The sequence below is a fragment of the Streptomyces olivaceoviridis genome (assembly GCF_014650115.1).
Classification (GTDB): Bacteria; Actinomycetota; Actinomycetes; order Streptomycetales; family Streptomycetaceae; genus Streptomyces; species Streptomyces olivaceoviridis.
Genome location: NZ_BMUI01000026.1, coordinates 87,804 through 107,120, shown reverse-complemented (window position 1 = coordinate 107,120; position 19,317 = coordinate 87,804). Strand labels below are relative to the sequence as shown.

Annotated in this window: 20 protein-coding genes; 2 read left to right on the top strand and 18 right to left on the bottom strand. The window is 69.2% G+C overall.

The features are described 5' to 3' along the window. Positions 1-51 precede the first annotated feature (51 nt). Together IE273_RS34635 and IE273_RS34630 are read left to right on the top strand one after the other, a co-directional pair. Complete coding sequence (locus tag IE273_RS34635) at positions 52-693, top strand: response regulator (RefSeq protein ID WP_189819078.1); 642 nt, start codon at positions 52-54, stop codon at positions 691-693. 126 nt (positions 694-819) lie between these two features. Further along, positions 820-2,640, top strand: coding sequence for a glycoside hydrolase family 18 chitinase (locus IE273_RS34630; protein WP_189819077.1), 1,821 nt, complete (start codon positions 820-822; stop codon positions 2,638-2,640). A gap of 14 nt (positions 2,641-2,654) precedes the next feature. Here the strand turns inward: IE273_RS34630 and IE273_RS34625 are convergent, their stop codons facing one another. The 18 genes from IE273_RS34625 to IE273_RS34540 all read right to left on the bottom strand — a co-directional run bounded on the left by IE273_RS34625 (position 2,655) and on the right by IE273_RS34540 (position 19,135). Next, complete coding sequence (locus tag IE273_RS34625) at positions 2,655-3,101, bottom strand: DUF2550 domain-containing protein (RefSeq protein WP_189819076.1); 447 nt, start codon at positions 3,099-3,101, stop codon at positions 2,655-2,657. Between the two features lie 151 nt (positions 3,102-3,252). Beyond that, entirely contained in the window at positions 3,253-3,627 is a 375-nt protein-coding gene (locus IE273_RS34620) for a F0F1 ATP synthase subunit epsilon (protein WP_189819075.1), read from the bottom strand. A 119-nt stretch (positions 3,628-3,746) separates the two neighbouring features. After that, positions 3,747-5,183 (bottom strand): F0F1 ATP synthase subunit beta, encoded by a 1,437-nt coding sequence (gene atpD, locus IE273_RS34615; RefSeq protein ID WP_189819074.1) that lies wholly within the window; start codon positions 5,181-5,183, stop codon positions 3,747-3,749. Continuing rightward, positions 5,184-6,101, bottom strand: coding sequence for a F0F1 ATP synthase subunit gamma (locus IE273_RS34610; RefSeq protein ID WP_014675013.1), 918 nt, complete (start codon positions 6,099-6,101; stop codon positions 5,184-5,186). 21 nt (positions 6,102-6,122) lie between these two features. Then, positions 6,123-7,715 (bottom strand): F0F1 ATP synthase subunit alpha, encoded by a 1,593-nt coding sequence (gene atpA / locus IE273_RS34605; RefSeq protein WP_103812605.1) that lies wholly within the window; start codon positions 7,713-7,715, stop codon positions 6,123-6,125. 132 nt (positions 7,716-7,847) lie between these two features. Further along, positions 7,848-8,663, bottom strand: coding sequence for a F0F1 ATP synthase subunit delta (locus IE273_RS34600; protein WP_189819073.1), 816 nt, complete (start codon positions 8,661-8,663; stop codon positions 7,848-7,850). Then, the gene (locus tag IE273_RS34595; RefSeq protein ID WP_189819072.1) at positions 8,660-9,208 is read right to left on the bottom strand and encodes a F0F1 ATP synthase subunit B; all 549 of its coding nucleotides are present in this window, start codon (positions 9,206-9,208) and stop codon (positions 8,660-8,662) included. The genes IE273_RS34600 and IE273_RS34595 overlap by 4 nt, the downstream gene beginning before the upstream one ends. A gap of 39 nt (positions 9,209-9,247) precedes the next feature. Further along, positions 9,248-9,493: an ATP synthase F0 subunit C gene (atpE, locus tag IE273_RS34590; RefSeq protein WP_014675009.1), complete on the bottom strand. Its 246-nt coding sequence runs from the start codon at positions 9,491-9,493 to the stop codon at positions 9,248-9,250. 77 nt (positions 9,494-9,570) lie between these two features. Beyond that, the gene (gene atpB / locus IE273_RS34585) at positions 9,571-10,389 is read right to left on the bottom strand and encodes a F0F1 ATP synthase subunit A (protein ID WP_494487335.1); all 819 of its coding nucleotides are present in this window, start codon (positions 10,387-10,389) and stop codon (positions 9,571-9,573) included. A gap of 225 nt (positions 10,390-10,614) precedes the next feature. Next, a complete protein-coding gene (locus IE273_RS34580; protein WP_014675007.1) occupies positions 10,615-11,052 on the bottom strand; it encodes a Cg1360 family ATP-synthase-associated protein in 438 nt (145 codons plus the stop codon). Between the two features lie 301 nt (positions 11,053-11,353). Then, positions 11,354-12,679 carry an MraY family glycosyltransferase gene (locus IE273_RS34575; RefSeq protein ID WP_014675006.1) on the bottom strand — a complete coding sequence of 442 codons (1,326 nt, stop codon included), beginning with the start codon at positions 12,677-12,679 and terminating at the stop codon, positions 11,354-11,356. A 128-nt stretch (positions 12,680-12,807) separates the two neighbouring features. Beyond that, the gene (gene glyA / locus IE273_RS34570) at positions 12,808-14,046 is read right to left on the bottom strand and encodes a serine hydroxymethyltransferase (protein WP_189819071.1); all 1,239 of its coding nucleotides are present in this window, start codon (positions 14,044-14,046) and stop codon (positions 12,808-12,810) included. An 85-nt stretch (positions 14,047-14,131) separates the two neighbouring features. Continuing rightward, entirely contained in the window at positions 14,132-14,809 is a 678-nt protein-coding gene (locus tag IE273_RS34565) for an arsenate reductase/protein-tyrosine-phosphatase family protein (RefSeq protein ID WP_058081908.1), read from the bottom strand. After that, entirely contained in the window at positions 14,806-15,453 is a 648-nt protein-coding gene (locus IE273_RS34560; protein WP_014675003.1) for an L-threonylcarbamoyladenylate synthase, read from the bottom strand. The genes IE273_RS34565 and IE273_RS34560 overlap by 4 nt, the downstream gene beginning before the upstream one ends. 52 nt (positions 15,454-15,505) lie before the next feature. Further along, entirely contained in the window at positions 15,506-16,351 is an 846-nt protein-coding gene (prmC, locus tag IE273_RS34555) for a peptide chain release factor N(5)-glutamine methyltransferase (RefSeq protein ID WP_189819070.1), read from the bottom strand. A 45-nt stretch (positions 16,352-16,396) separates the two neighbouring features. Beyond that, positions 16,397-17,464 carry a peptide chain release factor 1 gene (gene prfA / locus IE273_RS34550; protein WP_189819069.1) on the bottom strand — a complete coding sequence of 356 codons (1,068 nt, stop codon included), beginning with the start codon at positions 17,462-17,464 and terminating at the stop codon, positions 16,397-16,399. A gap of 105 nt (positions 17,465-17,569) precedes the next feature. Then, on the bottom strand, positions 17,570-17,794 hold the full coding sequence (rpmE, locus tag IE273_RS34545; RefSeq protein WP_014675000.1) for a 50S ribosomal protein L31: 225 nt from the start codon (positions 17,792-17,794) through the stop codon (positions 17,570-17,572). Positions 17,795-18,001: 207 nt separating this feature from the next. After that, positions 18,002-19,135: an LCP family protein gene (locus tag IE273_RS34540; protein WP_189819068.1), complete on the bottom strand. Its 1,134-nt coding sequence runs from the start codon at positions 19,133-19,135 to the stop codon at positions 18,002-18,004. Positions 19,136-19,317 lie beyond the last annotated feature (182 nt).

Here is a 19,317-nt window from a genome sequence, read left to right as displayed (position 1 = left end):
CATCAGCCACACCCGGTCCTTCCGGACCGCCAACATTCTTAAGGACCCCGCATGATCCGTGTCCTGGTCGCCGAGGACCAGTCCGCCGTCCGCGCCGGGCTCGTCCTGATCCTGCGCAGCGCGCCGGACATCGAGGTGGTCGGCGAGGCGGCGGACGGCGAGCAGGCGGTCGAGCTGACCCGCGGCCTCGGTCCGGATCTGGTCCTGATGGACGTGCAGATGCCCCGGCTGGACGGGGTGTCCGCGACCCGGCGGATCGTCGCCGAGCGGCTGGCGGACGTGCTCGTGCTGACCACCTTCGACCTCGACGAGTACGTCTTCGGGGCGCTGCGGGCGGGCGCGGCCGGGTTCCTGCTGAAGAACGCCGAGGCGGGGCAGCTGCTGGAGGCGGTGCGGACGGTGGCGCGCGGTGAGGGGATCGTCGCCCCGGCGGTGACCCGGCGGCTGATCGCCGAGTTCGCCGCGGCCCCGGCGCGGGAGGCGGAGGCCGACCCGGCCGTGCTGGAGGGGCTCACCCGGCGGGAGCGGGAGGTGCTGCGCTGTATCGGCGAGGGCCTGTCGAACGCGGAGATCGCGGCCCGGCTGGACATGGCAGAGGGCACGGTGAAGACGCACGTCAGCCGGTTGCTGGCCAAGCTGGGGCTGCGCAGCCGGGTGCAAGCGGCGGTGCTCGCCAGGGAGTTGGGGGTCTAGCGCGGCTTGCCACAGGAATGGTCCAGACCTATTGACGGGTGGTCCAGACCTTTCTACCCTCGCAGCACCGTGGGCGTGAAGGCTCAGTCATGCCCCTGACACCCCCGATGACGAGGGAGGCGCAGCATGCGCTTCAGACACAGAGCCGCGGCAGGGTTCGCGACCCTGTTGCTCCCCCTGGCCGGCCTGGTCGGACTCGCGAGCCCCGCCCAGGCGGCGGCCAACGCGACGGCCGGCTTCACCAAGACGAGCGACTGGGGCACCGGCTTCGGTGGTCAGTGGACCATCAAGAACACCGGTACCAGCAGCATCAGTTCCTGGACCGTCGAGTGGGACTTCCCCTCCGGCACGTCCGTCACCTCCGCCTGGGACGCGGACGTCACCGGCTCCGGCACCCACTGGACCGCGAAGAACAAGTCCTACAACGGCACCCTCGCCCCGGGCGCCTCCGTCTCCTTCGGCTTCAACGGCGCGGGCTCCGGCTCCCCGTCCAACTGCAAGCTGAACGGCGACAGTTGCGACGGCACGACGGTCCCCGGCGACGCGGCCCCCTCCGCCCCCGGCACCCCCACCGCCTCCTCGGTCACCGACACCTCGGTGAAGCTCTCCTGGAGCGCGGCCACCGACGACAAGGGCGTCAAGAACTACGACGTCCTGCGCGACGGCTCCAAGGTCGCCACGGTCACCACCACGTCGTACACCGACACGGGCCTGACCGCCGGCACCGACTACTCCTACACCGTGCAGGCCCGTGACACCGCCGACCAGACCGGCCCGGCCAGCGGCGCGGTCAAGGTGCACACCACCGGCGGCGGCACCACTCCCCCGCCCACCGGCGACAAGGTCAAGCTCGGCTACTTCACCGAGTGGGGCATCTACGGCCGCAACTACAACGTCAAGAACCTGGTGACGTCCGGCTCCGCGGCCAAGATCACACACATCAACTACGCCTTCGGCAACGTCACCGGCGGCAAGTGCGCGATCGGCGACTCCTACGCCGACTACGACAAGGCCTTCACCGCCGACCAGTCGGTCAGCGGCGTCGCCGACACCTGGGACCAGCCGCTGCGCGGCAACTTCAACCAGCTGCGGCAGCTGAAGGCCAAGTACCCGAACATCAAGGTGCTGTGGTCCTTCGGCGGCTGGACCTGGTCCGGCGGCTTCGCGGACGCGGCCAAGAACCCGGCCGCCTTCGCCCAGTCCTGCTACGACCTGGTCGAGGACCCGCGCTGGGCCGATGTCTTCGACGGCATCGACATCGACTGGGAGTACCCGAACGCCTGCGGTCTGACCTGTGACACCAGCGGGGCCGCGGCCTTCAAGAACGTGATGTCCGCGCTGCGCGCCAAGTTCGGCTCGAACAACCTGGTCACCGCGGCCACCACCGCCGACGGCTCGGCCGGCGGCAAGATCGAGGCCGCGGACTACGCGGGCGCCGCCCAGTACGTCGACTGGTACAACGTGATGACGTACGACTTCTTCGGCGCCTGGGACGCCAAGGGCCCCACCGCCCCCCACTCCCCGCTCACCTCGTACGACGGCATCCCGAAGGCGGGCTTCACCACCGCCGACGCGATGGCCAAGTTCAAGGCGATCGGCGTGCCCGCGAAGAAGCTGCTCATCGGCATCGGTTTCTACGGCCGCGGCTGGACCGGCGTCACCCAGGACGCCCCGGGCGGCACGGCCACCGGCCCGGCGACCGGCACCTACGAGCAGGGCATCGAGGACTACAAGGTCCTCAAGACGTCCTGCCCGGCCACCGGCACCGTCGCCGGCACCGCCTACGCGCACTGCGGCAGCAACTGGTGGTCGTACGACACCCCCGCCACCATCGCCTCGAAGATGGCGTGGGCCAAGAACCAGGGCCTCGGCGGCGCGTTCTTCTGGGAGTTCAGCGGCGACACCAGCAACGGTGAACTGGTGAACGCGATCAGCAGCAACCTGTAAGAGCGAACAGAGCACTAAGCGACATTGACGCGCTGACCCGGCGGGGCTGCCTCCAGCCACGCGAGGAAACCGGTCAGCGCGTCTTCGCTCATGGCGAGTTCCAGGCGCGTGCCCCGGTGCGTACAGGCCAGCACCACCGCGTCGGACAGCAGCGCCAGCTCCTCCTCGCCCTCGGGCAGCCGGCGCCCGGCCACCTCGATCTGACCGCGCTCCAGGACGCGGCGGGGGCGGGGGGCGTAGGAGAAGACCCGGTACCACTCGATCCGGTCGCCGTTGTAGCGGGCGACACCGTAGGACCAGCCCTTGCCGCCCGAGTCCGGATTCTCGGGCAGGTCCCAGCGCAGCGAACAGTCGAAGGTGCCACCGGAGCGCTGGATGAGCCTGCGGCGCAGCCCGAACAGGAACAGTCCCACCACCACGAGCGCGACCACGATCCCGCACACAGTCAGAGCGAGGACCATCGGCACCGACCTCCTCGTCTCCTAGGTAGAACTGCTTCTACGACTGAGTAATGAAACGGAAAAAACACCCACATCTGCCTCAGCCGCGACCGGCACCGGATTGCTCCGGGCCGGCCGCGGCTGAGTGACGTCAACGTACGGCGCGGCTGGTTCAGCGCGCCGTCGCAGCACGCAGTCGGACGTCCGCGCGGCGCTCGGCGACGGCGTCGCCCTCCGCCTTCGCACGCTCCAGTTCCCGCTCCGTGCGCTGGACATCGATCTCGTCCGACAGCTCGGCGATCTCGGCCAGCAGGGACAGCTTGTTGTCCGCGAACGAGACGAAACCGCCGTGCACCGCGGCGACGACCGTTCCACCTTCACTCGTACGGATGGTCACCGGGCCCGACTCCAGCACACCGAGCAGCGGCTGGTGACCGGGCATGACGCCGATGTCGCCGGACGTGGTGCGCGCGACGACCAGGGTGGCCTCGCCGGACCAGACCTGGCGGTCGGCGGCGACCAGCTCGACGTGCAGCTCAGCAGCCAAGGGTGGCTCCTCGGGTCACCACCCGGCAGGGGTGCCGGGTGTTGGGGTCAATTCTAGTGGGCGTGAGTGAGGGGGCGGGACGTACCCCGCCCCCTCACGACTCAGGCGAGTGCCCGAAGTCAGGAGACGCCCAGCTCCTTCGCGTTCTTCTTGAGGTCCTCAAGACCACCGCACATGAAGAACGCCTGCTCGGGGAAGTGGTCGTACTCGCCGTCGCAGATCGCGTTGAACGCGGCGATCGACTCGTCGAGCGGCACGTCCGAGCCGTCCACGCCGGTGAACTGCTTGGCGACGTGGGTGTTCTGGGACAGGAAGCGCTCCACACGACGGGCACGGTGGACGACGAGCTTGTCCTCCTCGCCGAGCTCGTCGATACCGAGGATCGCGATGATGTCCTGGAGGTCCTTGTACTTCTGCAGGATCGTCTTCACGCGCATGGCAGCGCTGTAGTGGTCCTGCGAGATGTAGCGCGGGTCCAGGATCCGGGACGTGGAGTCCAGCGGGTCCACGGCCGGGTAGATGCCCTTCTCGGAGATCGGACGGGACAGAACCGTCGTCGCGTCGAGGTGGGCGAAGGTGGTGGCCGGGGCCGGGTCGGTCAGGTCGTCGGCGGGGACGTAGATCGCCTGCATCGAGGTGATCGAGTGACCGCGGGTCGAGGTGATGCGCTCCTGGAGGAGGCCCATCTCGTCGGCCAGGTTCGGCTGGTAACCCACCGCGGACGGCATACGGCCGAGCAGCGTGGAGACCTCGGAACCGGCCTGCGTGAAGCGGAAGATGTTGTCGATGAAGAACAGCACGTCCTGCTTCTGGACGTCACGGAAGTACTCGGCCATGGTGAGGCCGGCCAGCGCGACGCGCAGACGGGTGCCCGGCGGCTCGTCCATCTGACCGAAGACCAGCGCGGTCTTGTCGATGACGCCCGAGTCGGACATCTCCTCGATCAGGTCGTTGCCCTCACGGGTGCGCTCACCGACACCGGCGAACACGGAGACACCGTCGTGGTTGTTGGCGACACGGTAGATCATCTCCTGGATGAGCACCGTCTTGCCGACGCCGGCGCCGCCGAACAGACCGATCTTGCCGCCCTTGACGTACGGGGTCAGCAGGTCGATGACCTTGACGCCGGTCTCGAACATCTCGGTCTTCGACTCAAGCTCGTCGAAGTTCGGGGCCTTGCGGTGGATGGACCAGCGCTCGCCCTCGTACTGCTCGTCGACGTTCAGCACCTCACCGAGGGTGTTGAACACCTTGCCCTTGGTGAAGTCACCGACCGGGACGGTGATGCCGTCGCCGGTGTCGACGACCGGGGCCTGGCGGACCAGACCGTCGGTCGGCTGCATGGAGATGGTGCGGACCAGGCCGTCACCCAGGTGCTGGGCGACCTCCAGGGTCAGCGTCTTCTTCTCGCCCGCGTTGGCCGGGTCGGCGACCTCGACGTGGAGGGCGTTGTAGATGTCCGGCATCGCGTCGACGGGGAACTCCACGTCGACGACCGGGCCGATGACCCGGGCGACGCGGCCCGTAGCCGTCGCGGTCTCAACAGTGGTGGTCATTTATCGGTCACTCCCCGCGGTCGCGTCGGCCAGGGCGCTCGCGCCACCGACGATCTCGCTGATTTCCTGGGTGATTTCGGCCTGGCGGGCCGCGTTGGCAAGACGGGAGAGCGTGTTGATCAGCTCGCCCGCGTTGTCGGTGGCCGACTTCATCGCGCGCCGCGTGGCGGCGTGCTTCGAAGCGGCCGACTGGAGCAGCGCGTTGTAGATACGGCTCTCCACGTAGCGCGGCAGCAGGGCGTCGAGGACGTCCTCCGCCGAGGGCTCGAAGTCGTACAGCGGGAGGATCTCGCCCTTGGGGTGAGCCTCCTCGGCGACCTCTTCGAGGCGCAGCGGCAGCAGCCGGGCGTCGAGCGCCGTCTGCGTCATCATCGAGACGAACTCGGTGAAGACGATGTGGAGTTCGTCCACGCCGCCCTCGGCCGTCTCCTTCTCGATGGCCTCGATCAGCGGCGCCGCCACCTTCTTGGCGTCCGCGTACGTGGGCTCGTCGGTGAAGCCGCTCCACGACTCCGCGATCTTGCGCTCACGGAAGTTGTAGTGGGCCACACCGCGCCGGCCGACGATGTACGTGTCGACCTGCTTGCCCTCGCGCTCCAGGCGCTCGGTCAGCTGCTCCGCCGCCTTGATGGCGTTGGAGTTGAAGGCGCCGGCCAGACCGCGGTCGCTCGTGAGGAGCAGGACCGCGGCACGGGTCGGGTTCTCCGTCTCCGTGGTGAGCGGATGCTTGGTGTTCGAACCCGTACCGACCGCCGTGACCGCGCGCGTGAGCTCCTGCGCGTACGGCGTGGAGGCCGCCACCTTGCGCTGCGCCTTGACGACGCGCGAGGCGGCGATCATCTCCATCGCCTTGGTGATCTTCTTGGTCGCGCTGACGGATCGGATGCGACGCTTGTAGACCCGGAGCTGGGCTCCCATGAGTCAGGTCCCTTCCTTACGTCACTTGGCGGCAGCGGCAGGAACGTCCTCGCCGAGCAGCTTGCCGTCGCTCGTCTCGAACTGCTTCTTGAACTCCGCCACGGCGTCGTCGATCGCCTGGATCGTGTCGTCCGACATCTTGGCGCCCTCGCGGATGGAGGTGAGCAGGCCCTGGTGCTTCCGGTGCAGGAAGTCCAGCAGCTCCTTCTCGAAGCGGCGGATGTCGGCGACCGGTACGTCGTCCATGCGGCCGTTGGTGCCGGCCCAGACGGAGACGACCTGGTCCTCGGTGGCCATCGGCTGGTACTGGTCCTGCTTCAGCAGCTCGACCATGCGCTGACCGCGCTCCAGCTGGGCCTTCGAGGCCGCGTCCAGGTCGGAACCGAAGGCGGCGAACGCCTCCAGCTCACGGAACTGGGCGAGGTCCACACGGAGGCGGCCGGAGACCTGGCGCATCGCCTTGTGCTGCGCGGAACCACCGACTCGGGAGACGGAGATACCGACGTTCAGCGCGGGGCGCTGACCGGCGTTGAACAGGTCCGACTCCAGGAAGCACTGGCCGTCGGTGATGGAGATGACGTTGGTCGGGATGAACGCCGAGACGTCGTTGGCCTTGGTCTCGACGATCGGCAGACCGGTCATCGAACCGGCACCCATGTCGTCGGAGAGCTTGGCGCAGCGCTCCAGCAGCCGGGAGTGCAGGTAGAAGACGTCACCCGGGTAGGCCTCACGGCCCGGCGGGCGGCGCAGCAGCAGCGACACGGCACGGTAGGCGTCGGCCTGCTTCGACAGGTCGTCGAAGATGATCAGGACGTGCTTGCCCTGGTACATCCAGTGCTGGCCGATGGCCGAACCGGTGTACGGCGCCAGGTACTTGAAGCCGGCCGGGTCGGACGCCGGGGCGGCGACGATGGTCGTGTACTCCAGCGCGCCGTTCTCCTCCAGCGCGCGGCGCACGCCGGCGATGGTGGAGCCCTTCTGGCCGATGGCGACGTAGATGCAGCGGACCTGCTTCTTCGGGTCGCCCGAGCGCCAGTTGTCACGCTGGTTGATGATCGTGTCGACGGCCAGGGCGGTCTTGCCGGTCTGGCGGTCGCCGATGATCAGCTGACGCTGACCACGGCCGATCGGGGTCATCGCGTCGACGGCCTTGTAACCCGTCTCCATCGGCTCGTGCACCGACTTGCGCTGCATGACCGTGGGGGCCTGCAGCTCAAGGGCGCGGCGGCCGTCGGTCTCGATCTCGCCGAGGCCGTCGATCGGGTTGCCGAGCGGATCGACGACACGGCCGAGGTAGCCCTCGCCGACCGCGACGGAGAGGACCTCACCGGTGCGCGTGACCGGCTGACCCTCCTCGATGCCGCTGAACTCACCGAGGACGATGGCACCGATCTCGCGCTCTTCCAGGTTCAGCGCGAGGCCGAGGGTGCCGTCCTCGAACTTCAGCAGTTCGTTGGCCATGGCCGAGGGCAGGCCCTCGACCTTCGCGATGCCGTCGCCGGCAAGGGTGACCGTACCGACCTCCTCGCGCGAGGCCGCGTCCGGCTTGTACGACTGGACGAAGTTCTCCAGCGCGTCCCGGATCTCCTCCGGCCGGATCGTGAGCTCCGCCATCTGGGTTCCCTGCTCTCCTTGTTGGGCCCGAAGTTTCACTTTGGGGGTCTGGGGGCGACCCCCAGGAATCCTCTGCACGGCCCAACCAGGGCCGTAAGTACGTACTGCTCTTCTCGAAATATCGAGTTGCTGCTAGCTCGCCATGCGGCGGGCGGCCTCGTCCAGCCGGTCCGCGAGGGAGCCGTTGATGACCTCGTCACCGACCTGCACCCGGATCCCGCCGACGACCTCGGGGTCGACGTCGAGGTTGAGGTGCATCCGACGTCCGTAGAGCTTGGTCAGGGCGGCACCGAGGCGCTCGCGCTGCCCGTCGCTCAGCGGCACCGCCGAGGTGACGACGGCGACCATGCGGTTCCGGCGCTCGGCGGCGAGCTTGGACAGGGACTCCAGTCCCGTCTCCAGGCTACGTCCACGCGGCGCGGTCGCGAGGCGCGTCACCAGCCGCTCGGTGACCGGCTTGGCCCGTCCGCCCAGGAGCCGGTGCAGCAGCTCGGTCTTGGCCGAAGTACCGGCGGCACGGTTGGTGAGCGCGGCGCGCAGCCCGGTGTTGGAGGAGACGATCCGGCCGAACCGGAACAGCTCGTCCTCGACGTCGTCGAGGGTGCCCGTCTTCTCCGCGGCCGTGAGGTCGGCGATGTTCGCCAGCTCCTCCAGCGCGTCCACCAGGTCGCGGGGCTGCGACCAGCGGGACCGGGCCAGTCCGGACACCAGGTCGGCGGCGGAGCCACTGACCTGGCCGCCGATCAGGCGCTGGACCAGCTGCGCCTTCGCCTCCCCGGGCTGCGCCGGGTCGGTGAGGACCCGGCGCAGGCCGGCCTCGCGGTCGAGCAGCGCGGTGACGGCCGCCAGCTCGTCCGCGAGCTTCGCGGCGTCGACGGACGTGGAGTCCGTCAGCGCGTCGAGACGCTCACGTGCGGCTGCCAGGGCCTCGCGGCTCGCTCCGTTCATCGCGCGGCCTCGGCCTTCTCCTCAAGCTCGTCGAGGAAGCGGTCGATCACACGGCTCTGGCGGGCGTGGTCCTCAAGGGACTCGCCGACGAGCTTGCCGGCCAGTTCGGTGGCGAGCTTGCCGACGTCCTGACGCAGCGCGGACGCGGCGACCTTGCGGTCGGCCTCGATCTGGGCGTGGCCGGCGGTGACGATCTCCTCGCGCTGGCGCTGGCCTTCGGCCCGCATCTCGGCGATGAGGGCGGCACCCTGCTCCTGCGCCTCCTGGCGCAGGCGCGCGGCCTCGTGCCGGGCCTCGGCGAGCTGGGCCTTGTACTGCTCAAGGACGCTCTGGGCCTCGACCTTCATGGCGTCGGCCTCTTCGATGCCGCCTTCGATCGCCGCGCGACGCTCCTCCAGAACCTTGTTGATGTTCGGAAGCAGCTTCTTCCAGAAGAAGAAGAACACGATGGCGAAGGCGATGGTGCCGACGAGCAGCTCGGGACCCGGAGGAACGAGCGGGTTCTGCTCCTCCTCGGCCGCGAGTGCAACCAGGTTGGCGATCACATCAGTGCCTTTCGTCGATTCGTGTCGGGTAAGCGCTGATTACTTACCGAACACGAACGGCATAACGATGCCGATGAGGGCGAGCGCCTCACAGAAGGCGAAGCCCAGGATCTGGTTGGCGCGGATCAGACCGGCGGCCTCGGGCTGACGGGCCAGGGCCTGGGTGCCGTTACCGAAGATGATGCCGACGCCGATGCCGGGGCCGATCGCGGCGAGGCCGTAACCGATGGAGCCGACGGAGCCGTGGACGCCGGTTTCAGCAGCAAGGGTCTGGAGAGCGGACATGCCGGTTCTTCCTTCTCTTTCATGGACCGGTGGGGGTTGGCCACCGGACGACTGGGGGTTGGGGGCGGTGGTACGACTCAGTGGTGCTCGGCGAGAGCGCCCTGAATGTAGGAGCAGGCCAGCAGGACGAAGACGTACGCCTGGACGGCCTGGACGAAGAGCTCGAAGCAGATCATGGCCATCGTCATCACGAAGGAGACGCCGGCGGCCGGGACCATCCAGCTGTTCAGCAGGTACCAGGAGGCGACGGTGAACATCACCAGCATCAGGTGACCGGCGAACATGTTGGCGAACAGTCGCACCGCGTGCGTGAACGGGCGGACCAGCAGGTTCGAGAAGAACTCGATGACCATGACCAGCGGCAGCACCGGGCCGAGCGACTTGTCGTAGCCGGTGACGTTCTTGAAGAAGCCGACGAAGCCGTGCTTCTTGAAGGTCAGCGCGACCCAGGTGACGTAGACGATCGCGGCGAGCACCGCCGGGTAGGCGATGATCGAGGAGACCGGGAACTGCGCGAGCGGGACCACGGACCACACGTTCATGATCCAGATGAAGAAGAAGAGGGAGACCATGAGCGGCACCCACTTCTCGCCCTCGCGCTTGCCGAGGGTCTCGTACACGATGCCGCGGCGGACGAAGTCGTAGCCTGCCTCGCCGATCATCTGGAGCTTGCCCGGGACGACCTTGGCTTTGCCGAAGGCGGCCCAGAAGAAGGCGACGACGAGCACGCTGGTGACGAGCGCGAGCAGCATCACCTTGTTGAACTCGAAGCCGCCGACCGTGGCGAGCGGCTTGAACAGGAAGGAGTGCAGGCCCGGAGCCGGGAAGCCACACCCGTTGTCGGACATGATCCGACAACTCCAGTCGAAGGCGAGCTGGGTCTGGTCAGCACTCACCGCGGGCTCCTTCGGCGTGACGCATGGGTTCGGCAACCTCGTTGTGTCGGCGCGGCACATGGCCGCGGATCGGCACCGGACTGGTGTTACGGATGTGGGGGCGGCTGGGGGGCATCGAGCCTCGCGATCGAGCAGGCGTCAGCTCAGATGCCCGCGCCCGCGATGCCGCAGTTGGCACCGGACGATAGCAGGAGATCTCACAAGCCTTTATCCCGCCCCTACCCCTCACGGCTTCCGCCCTGTCTTCTCGGGCTTCTCACTCTTCGCGGAGTCCGGGTCGATGTAGAAGATCTTGGCCTTCATGTGCGCGCGTGCCTGCGCGGCCATCCACACGACGGTCGCGACGACGAGCGACACGGCGAACGTCTTCGCGTTGAAGAGCGAGGTGTCCTTGAAGACGGCGACGAAGATCAGGAGGAGCAGCAGCTGGGCGACGTAGAGCAGCAGCCCCATCGCCTGGAAGAGCTGCGGGAGCGTTTTTGCCGTCCACTGGAGCACGTAGAGGCCGATTCCCATGAACAGGATGGCCAACACCGTGCCGACGACCGCGCCGAGCGCGCCCTTGCCCCCCGCGACCGCGGCGCTCACGGCGACGGCGATCACGCCGGCAGCCGCCGTGGGCACGGCGATCTGCGCAAGGTTCCGGACGTCATTGGACGGCATGGCGGCAACTCCGCTTTTCACAGGGGGCAGGGTGTCGTCATGGACGAGCGTAGTCCCGGGCTGAGTGATCGAGACCTCACACCAATGGACCGTCGCACTCGGGTCCTTCGGTTCTATCCGGGGTTCTCGTGAACCGTATCACAAACTATTTGATGAGGTCTTTACCTGGTGGGTGTGCTCGCTGTCACACATGAGAGTGACAGTGCGCGTCTGTGCAAAAACCGTGCCCACTTGTCTGGTATTAGGGGCGTTTGCTCCCCCACGAGTTGGCAATGCTCTAGTCAGATTCTTACCTTGGCCGTCAACGGCGATCGAGGAATCGTGACCTGGCGCCGATCGCGGTCGCCCCGTTGACGCCCGAGACACCGGCCGTGACCGGGGTCCGCTCCTCGCCGCCCGGAGCCTCCGCTTCCGTGCCGGTGGCGGCCTCCGCCGCCGCGGTGGCCTCGGGAGCCCGGCGCCGCCTGCGGTACCGCGGCGGCACGAACCGCTGGGCCCACACCGGCACGCGCGGGGTGAAGCGCGGGAGCAGCAGCAGGACCAGGCCGACCGCGCTCAGGAAGACCACGCCCAGCACGATCCACATCGACGCCGAGTTGACCGAGTACGCCAGCGCGCCGAAGCCGATCAGCGCCGACCAGAAGTACATGATCAGCACGGCCCGGCTGTGCGAGTGGCCGATCTCCAGCAGACGGTGGTGCAGATGGCCGCGGTCGGCGGCGAACGGCGACTGACCGCGCCAGGTGCGGCGCACGATCGCCAGCACCAGGTCGGCGGCCGGTACGGCGATGATCGTCAGCGGCAGCAGCAGCGGGATGTACACCGGGACCGTCTGGTGGACCGCCGCCTTCTCCGAACCCGCGTACAGGTTCAGCGCGTCCGGGTCCACCTGGCCGGTGATCGAGATCGCGCCGGCCGACAGCACCAGGCCGATGAGCATCGACCCCGAGTCGCCCATGAAGATCCGCGCCGGGTGCATGTTGTGCGGCAGGAAGCCCAGGCACATACCCATCAGGATCGCCGCGAACAGGGTGCCGGGGGCGGCGGCCTCGATGCCGTACGAGTACCAGATCCGGTACGCGTACAGGAAGAACGCGCCCGCCGCGATGCACACCATGCCGGCCGCGAGGCCGTCCAGGCCGTCCACGAAGTTCACCGCGTTGATCGTGATGACCACCAGGGCCACCGTCAGCAGCGTGCCCTGCCACTGGGTCAGGGCGACGTTGCCGACGCCCGGGATGGGCAGCCACAGGATCGTCAGACCCTGCATGACCATCACGCCCGCGGCGATCATCTGACCGCCCAGCTTGATCAGCGCGTCGATCTCGAACTTGTCGTCCAGGACACCGATCAGCCAGATCAGGGCCGCGCCGGAGAGCAGCGCCCGCGGCTCGTTGGACTTCGCGAAGACCTCGTTGAGGTTGGTCAGGTGGTCGGCGACCAGCAGACCCGCGCACAGCCCGAAGAACATCGCGATACCGCCGAGGCGCGGAGTGGGTTCCCGGTGCACGTCCCGGGCACGGATCTCCGGCATCGCCCCGGCCACGATCGCGAACTTCCGTACCGGTCCCGTCAGGAGGTACGTCACCGCAGCCGTGATGCAGAGCGTCAGCAGGTATTCACGCACGGGCTTCCCCACAGGTCTCGCTGGCCATCACAGCCCCACACCCTAGCGACGGACGCATACGGATGAGGACTTCCGGGTAGCGACGATGGTTGCACGAGTGGCTGTGCACCCCCGTCGGCTACCCCGGTTCAGCCGGGATACGGCGGAAACTGGCCGGTGAGCGCGCGCGCCTCCTCCCGCGCCGCGACCGGCTCCGTCTCGCCGCGCAGCACGGCCGCCAGCAGCGCCGCGATCCGCACCATCTCCGGCTCGCCCATGCCCTGGGTGGTCACCGCGGCCGTGCCCAGGCGCAGCCCGCGGCCGTCGCCGTGCGGCAGCGCGCAGCAGTCCAGCACCAGGCCGGCCGCCAGCAGCCGGCCGCGCGCGGTGCGGCCGTCCACGCCGAGCGGGGCGGGGTCGGCGGTGATCAGGTGGGTGTCCGTGCCGCCGGTGGTGACGGCCAGCCCCTCCGCGGCCAGATGACCGGCCAGCACGCGCGCGTTGGCGACCACCTGGTGGGCGTACACGGTGAACGCCGGGGTCGCCGCCTCGCCGAACGCGACGGCCTTGGCGGCGATGGTGTGCATCTGGGCGCCGCTCTGGGTGAAGGGGAAGACGGCCCGGTCCACGCGCTCGGCAAGCTCCGGGCCGCACAGGATCATCCCGCCGCGCGGACCGCGCAGCACCTTGTGCGTGGTCGCGCACACGATGTCCGCGTACGGCACCGGATTCGGTGCCGCTCCCCCGGCGACCAGGCCGATCGGATGCGCGGCGTCGGCGATCAGATAGGCCCCGACCTCGTCGGCGACCTCGCGGAAGAAGGCGTAGTCCAGGTGCCGGGGGTAGGCGATGGAGCCGCACACGATCGCCTTGGGCCGGTGGTTGCGGGCCAGGTGGCGCACCTGGTCGTGGTCGATCAGCCCGGTCTCGGCGTCGACGCCGTAGCCGACGAAGTCGAACCAGCGGCCGGAGAAGTTCGCCGGGGAGCCGTGGGTGAGGTGGCCGCCGTAGGGCAGGCCGAGGGCGAGGACGGTGTCACCGGGGCGCAGCAGGGCCGCGTAGGCGGCCAGGACGGCCGAGGAACCGGAGTGGGACTGGACATTGGCGTGCGCGGCGCCGAACAGGGCCTTGGCCCGGTCGATGGCCGCGCGTTCGGCGACGTCGACGAGCTCGCAGCCGCCGTGGTGCCGGGCGCCGGGGTAGCCCTCGGCGTACTTGTTGGCGAGCGCGGAGCCGAGGGCGGCGAGCACGGCCGGGGAGCAGAAGTTCTCGGCGGCGATCAGCTGGAGCGTGGTCGACTGCCTCTCCAGCTCGGCCAGGAGGATCTCGGCCATGGCCGGGTCCTGCCGGCGCAGGACGTCGGTCTCAAGGGAATGGGTGACCGACATGGCGGGCTCCCGGGGCGGTCGGCGGTGACGTATCCCCAATGTAGGCCGGGCAGGTGCGGGACGCCCGGTATTGCGGCCGCGCGCCCTACGTCCGTGCCGCGACCCCGGTCAGCGCCGTCACCACCGGGTCCAGGGCGTCCCGTATCTCGTCGCCGATCGACCGGAAGAAGGTGAGCGGGGCGCCGTACGGGTCGTACACCTCGTCGGCCTCCGCGGTCGGGGCCAGCAGCCAGCCGCGCAGTGCCGCCGCCGCGCGCACCAGCGCCCGGGCCCGCATGACCACGCCGTCCTCCAGGGGCGGCAGGGTGGCCGGATCTATCGCCCGGACCAGGCGGGTGAACTCCTTCAGGGTGAAGGTGCGCAGGCCCGCCGAATGGCCCATGGAGATGACCTGGGCGCGGTGGTCGCGGGTGGCGGTCAGCACCAGATCCGCCCTGATCACGTGCTCGTCCAGCAGCTCCCGGCCGACGAACCCGGAGGCGTCCGCCCCGAACTCGGCCAGCACGGTCTCCGCGTGGGACTCCATGGGCGCGCCCTCGTGGCCCCAGGTCCCGGCGCTCTCCACGATCAGCCCGCCACCGAGTACGCCGAGCCGCTCCGCGACGAAGTGGCGGGTCAGCCGCTCGGTGATGGGCGAGCGGCACACATTGCCGGTGCTGACGTGGAGGATGCGGAAGGTGTCGCGGGGGAACCCGAACGTCGTCGTCTCCTCCGCGCTGTAGCCCCCGCCGCCTATGCCACGCCCCGCTTCAGGGGCCGTCAATTCGCCACCTCAAGGTCGGGTACGACCTTGCGCAGCTCCTCCGCGGAGAGCGCGCCCGCGCGCAGCAGCACCGGCACCTCGCGGGAGACGTCCACGATGGACGACGGCACGTTGCCCGGGGTGGGGCCGCCGTCGAGGTAGACGGAGACGGAGTCGCCGAGCATCTCCTGCGCGGCGTCGCAGTCCTCCGGCGCCGGGTGGCCGGTGAGGTTCGCCGAGGAGACGGCCATCGGGCCGACCTCGGTGAGCAGTTCGATGGCGACCGGGTGCAGCGGCATGCGGACGGCGACCGTGCCGCGGGTGTCGCCGAGGTCCCACTGGAGGGACGGCTGGTGCTTGGCGACGAGCGTGAGGGCACCCGGCCAGAACGCGTCGACCAGCTCCCAGGCCAGCTCGGAGAAGTCCGTGACGAGGCCGTGCAGGGTGTTCGGGGAGCCGATGAGGACAGGGGTGGGCATGTTGCGGCCCCGGCCCTTGGCGGCGAGCAGGTCGGCGACGGCCTCCGAGGAGAACGCGTCGGCGCCGATGCCGTACACCGTGTCGGTCGGCAGGACCACCAGCTCGCCCCGGCGGACGGCGGACGCGGCCTCGCGCAGACCCGTCACACGGTCGGTCGCGTCGTTGGTGTCGTATCGCCGTGCCATGTCTAGCTGGCCTCCTCGTACACGTACTGCGGGGTTGAGAACTGGGGGGTGCTCACGGCAGCGCCTTGCGGGCGGTGGCGAACCGCGGGCGGTTGTTGAGGTCGGGGTGATCGGCCGCGTCGGCCCAGCCCCGCTCCTCGGTGAAGATCCACGGCACCTGGCCGCCCTGGGTGTCGGCGTGCTCGATCACGACGACCCCGCCCGGGCGCAGCAGCCGGTGCGCGGTGCGTTCGATGCCCCGGATGAGGTCCAGGCCGTCCTCGCCGGAGAACAGCGCCATCTCCGGGTCGTAGTCACGGGCCTCCGGGGCGACGTACTCCCACTCGGTGAGCGGGATGTACGGCGGGTTGGAGATGACCAGGTCGACCTGGCCGTCGAGGTCCGGGAAGGCGGTCAGCGCGTCGCCCTGGCGCAGGTCGACGCGGGAGCCGGCCATGTTCTTGCGGGTCCACACCAGGGCGTCCTCGGACAGCTCCACGGCGTGCACGCGCGAGCGCGGGACCTCCTGGGCGAGGGCCAGCGCGATGGCGCCGGAGCCGGTGCACAGGTCGACGATGCCGGGCTCGACCACGTCCATGGCACGCACGGCGTCTATGGCCCAGCCGACCACCGACTCGGTCTCCGGCCGGGGCACGAACACCCCCGGCCCGACCTGGAGCTCCAGGTACCGGAAGTAGGCCCGCCCGGTGATGTGCTGGAGCGGCTCGCGCTGCTCGCGCCGGGCGATGACCTCCCAGTACCGGGCGTCGAAGTCGGCGTCCTTCACGGAGTGCAGTTCGCCGCGCTTCACGCCGTGCACGAACGCGGCCAGCTCCTCCGCGTCGGTGCGCGGCGAGGGCACGCCGGCGTCGGCCAGCCGCTGGGTGGCCTGGGCCACCTCTGCGAGCAGCAGGTTCACGCGAGTCCTCCGTGTCGTACTCGTGCTCGTGCGTGCGGACGGCTCTCAGGCGGCGGCGAGCTTCGCCGCCGAGTCGGCGTCGACACAGGCCTGGATGACGGCGTCGAGGTCGCCGTCCAGGACCTGGACCAGGTTGTACGCCTTGAAGCCGACGCGGTGGTCCGAGATGCGGTTCTCCGGGAAGTTGTAGGTGCGGATCTTCTCGGAGCGGTCGACGGTGCGGACCTGGCTGCGGCGGGCGTCGGCCGCCTCCCTCTCCGCCTCCTCCTGCGCCATGGCGAGCAGCCTGGAGCGCAGGATACGCATCGCCTGCTCCTTGTTCTGCAACTGGCTCTTCTCGTTCTGGCAGGAGGCGACGACTCCGGTCGGGATGTGCGTGATGCGCACGGCGGAGTCGGTGGTGTTGACGGACTGGCCGCCCGGGCCGGAGGACCGGTAGACGTCGATGCGGAGGTCGTTGGGGTTGATCTCCACGTCCACCTCCTCGGCCTCTGGGGTCACGAGGACACCGGCGGCGGAGGTGTGGATACGGCCCTGGGACTCGGTGGCCGGGACCCGCTGCACGCGGTGCACCCCGCCCTCGTACTTCAGCCGGGCCCACACGCCCTGGCCGGGCTCGATCTGCCCGCGGGCCTTCACCGCGACCTGGACGTCCTTGTAGCCGCCCAGCTCGGACTCGGTGGCGTCGATGATCTCGGTCTTCCAGCCGACGCGCTCGGCGTAGCGCAGGTACATGCGCAGCAGGTCGCCCGCGAACAGCGCCGACTCGTCGCCGCCGGCACCCGCCTTGATCTCCAGGATGACGTCCTTGTCGTCACTGGGGTCGCGCGGGACGAGCAGCAGGCGCAGCTTGTCGGTCAGCTCCTCGCGCCGCTTCTCCAGGTCCTTGACCTCGGCCGCGAAGTCGGGGTCGTCGGCGGCCAGCTCGCGCGCGGTCTCGATGTCGTCGCCGTGCTGCTTCCAGGAGCGGTACGTGGCGACGATCGGGGTCAGCTCGGCGTAGCGCTTGTTCAGCTTGCGCGCGTTCGCCTGGTCGGCGTGGACCGACGGATCGGCGAGCTTCTTCTCCAGGTCGGCGTGCTCGGCGACGAGTTCCTCGACGGCCTCGAACATCTTGGGCTCCTGTACTGCGGTGGTGGGAAGGGCGGGCGACCAAAAACGCCGGTCCCGGGCACACCCCCGCGAGGGCGTGACCGTGGACCGGCGAAATGGGGCTCGCTACTTCTTGGAGCCGGCGGCAGCCTTGCCGAAGCGGGCCTCGAAGCGGGCCACACGGCCACCGGTGTCGAGGATCTTCTGCTTGCCCGTGTAGAACGGGTGGCACTCGGAGCAGACCTCGGCCCGGATGGTGCCGGACTCGATGGTGCTGCGCGTGGTGAACGACGCGCCGCAGGTGCAGCTGACCTGCGTCTCGACGTACGCGGGGTGGATGTCGCGCTTCAAGGTGTCTCCTAGGTTTCGGGAGGGCGCCGGGTCGCTGCCGCGGGATGCGGAGGCGTGAACCGGAACCGACGTACCAGTCTGCCAGGACTGGGGCCATCCCCCAAAACCAGGGGTGCGGTTGTTCTATTCCGGCTCAGGTGAGGGGTGGGTCCGCCCAGGGGTGAGCCGCTTGATCACCGCACGGTGAGCCGCTTGATCACCGCACCCCTAACCGGCGCTGACGACGCCCTTGGCCTCGCCCGTGGCCGTGCCTTCCGTGGCCGACTTCGGAATGGGGCGGTCGTTCTTCAGGGCGTTCCAGACCAGTTGGGCCTTGGTCTTGGCCAGGAGGACGCGGTTGGGGTTGGCCGGGTCGTACTGGACCGGCATCGTCACCATCTTCATGTGGGACGAGCCGATGCCCTTCAGGCCGCCGGCGAAGTCGATCAGGGAGTTGACCGAGCCGAGGTCGGAGTCGGTGGTGACGGCCTTGGTGGCGGTGTCGGCGAGGTCGTACAGCTTCTTCGGGTTCGTGAGGACGCCGACGTGCTTGACCTGGTCGATCAGGGCCTTGACGAACGCCTGCTGGAGCTGGATGCGGCCCAGGTCGGAGCCGTCGCCCACGCCGTGCCGGGTGCGGACCAGGCCGAGGGCCTGCTCACCGTTCAGGGAGTGGGTGCCGGCCTTGAGCTTCAGGTGGCTCTGCCGGTCGTCGATGTCCTTGGTGGTGGTGACCTGGACCCCGCCGAGGTCGTCGATGAGCTTCTGGAAGCCCTGGAAGTCGACCTCGAGGTAGTGGTCCATGCGGACGCCGCTGATGGACTCGACGGTCTTGACCGCGCAGGCCGCGCCGCCGGTGGAGTACGCCTCGTTGAACATCACGCCGGACGCGGCGGGGTGGGTGGTGCCCTTGGTGTCGGTGCACTGGGGCCGGTCCACCAGGGTGTCCCGGGGTATGGAGACCACGCTGGCCCGCTTGTGGCCCTCGTACAGGTGCACGATCATCGCCGTGTCGGAGCGGGCGCTGCCGTCGTCCGTGCCGCCGCCGAGCTTCTTGTTCGTGCCGGAGCGGGTGTCCGAGCCGAGGACCAGGATGTTCTCGGAGCCGTTGTCGACCTTCGAGGGCCGGTCGGTGCCGAGGGCCTGGTTGATGTCGACGCTGTGCAGGTTGCCGTTGAGCTTGAAGTACAGGTACCCGGCGCCGGACCCGCCCAGCACCACCACGCCGGCCGCCGTCCAGGCGGTCGCGCGCAGGGCCCTGCGTCCCGTGCTGGGCGCCTTGCGGCGGCGGCCCTTGGCCCGGCGGCGCGAGGTCGTGCCCGGCTCTGTCATGGCGGGCTGAGGCGTACTCTCGGCGGCCACGTCGCTCCTAGGTCTCGTAGGTCGGTTACCCCCTGAGGTCAGGGTCAGGCGCGGTCGTCACCGCTCCATCGTCACTCCGCCTGGTCAGACGGGGAAACTCGGGAAAGGGTTGCACGACGCACAGTGCCCACCGCGTACGGCGACGGACACTGTGCGTAGTCGTTCCATCCGTGGATATGGCG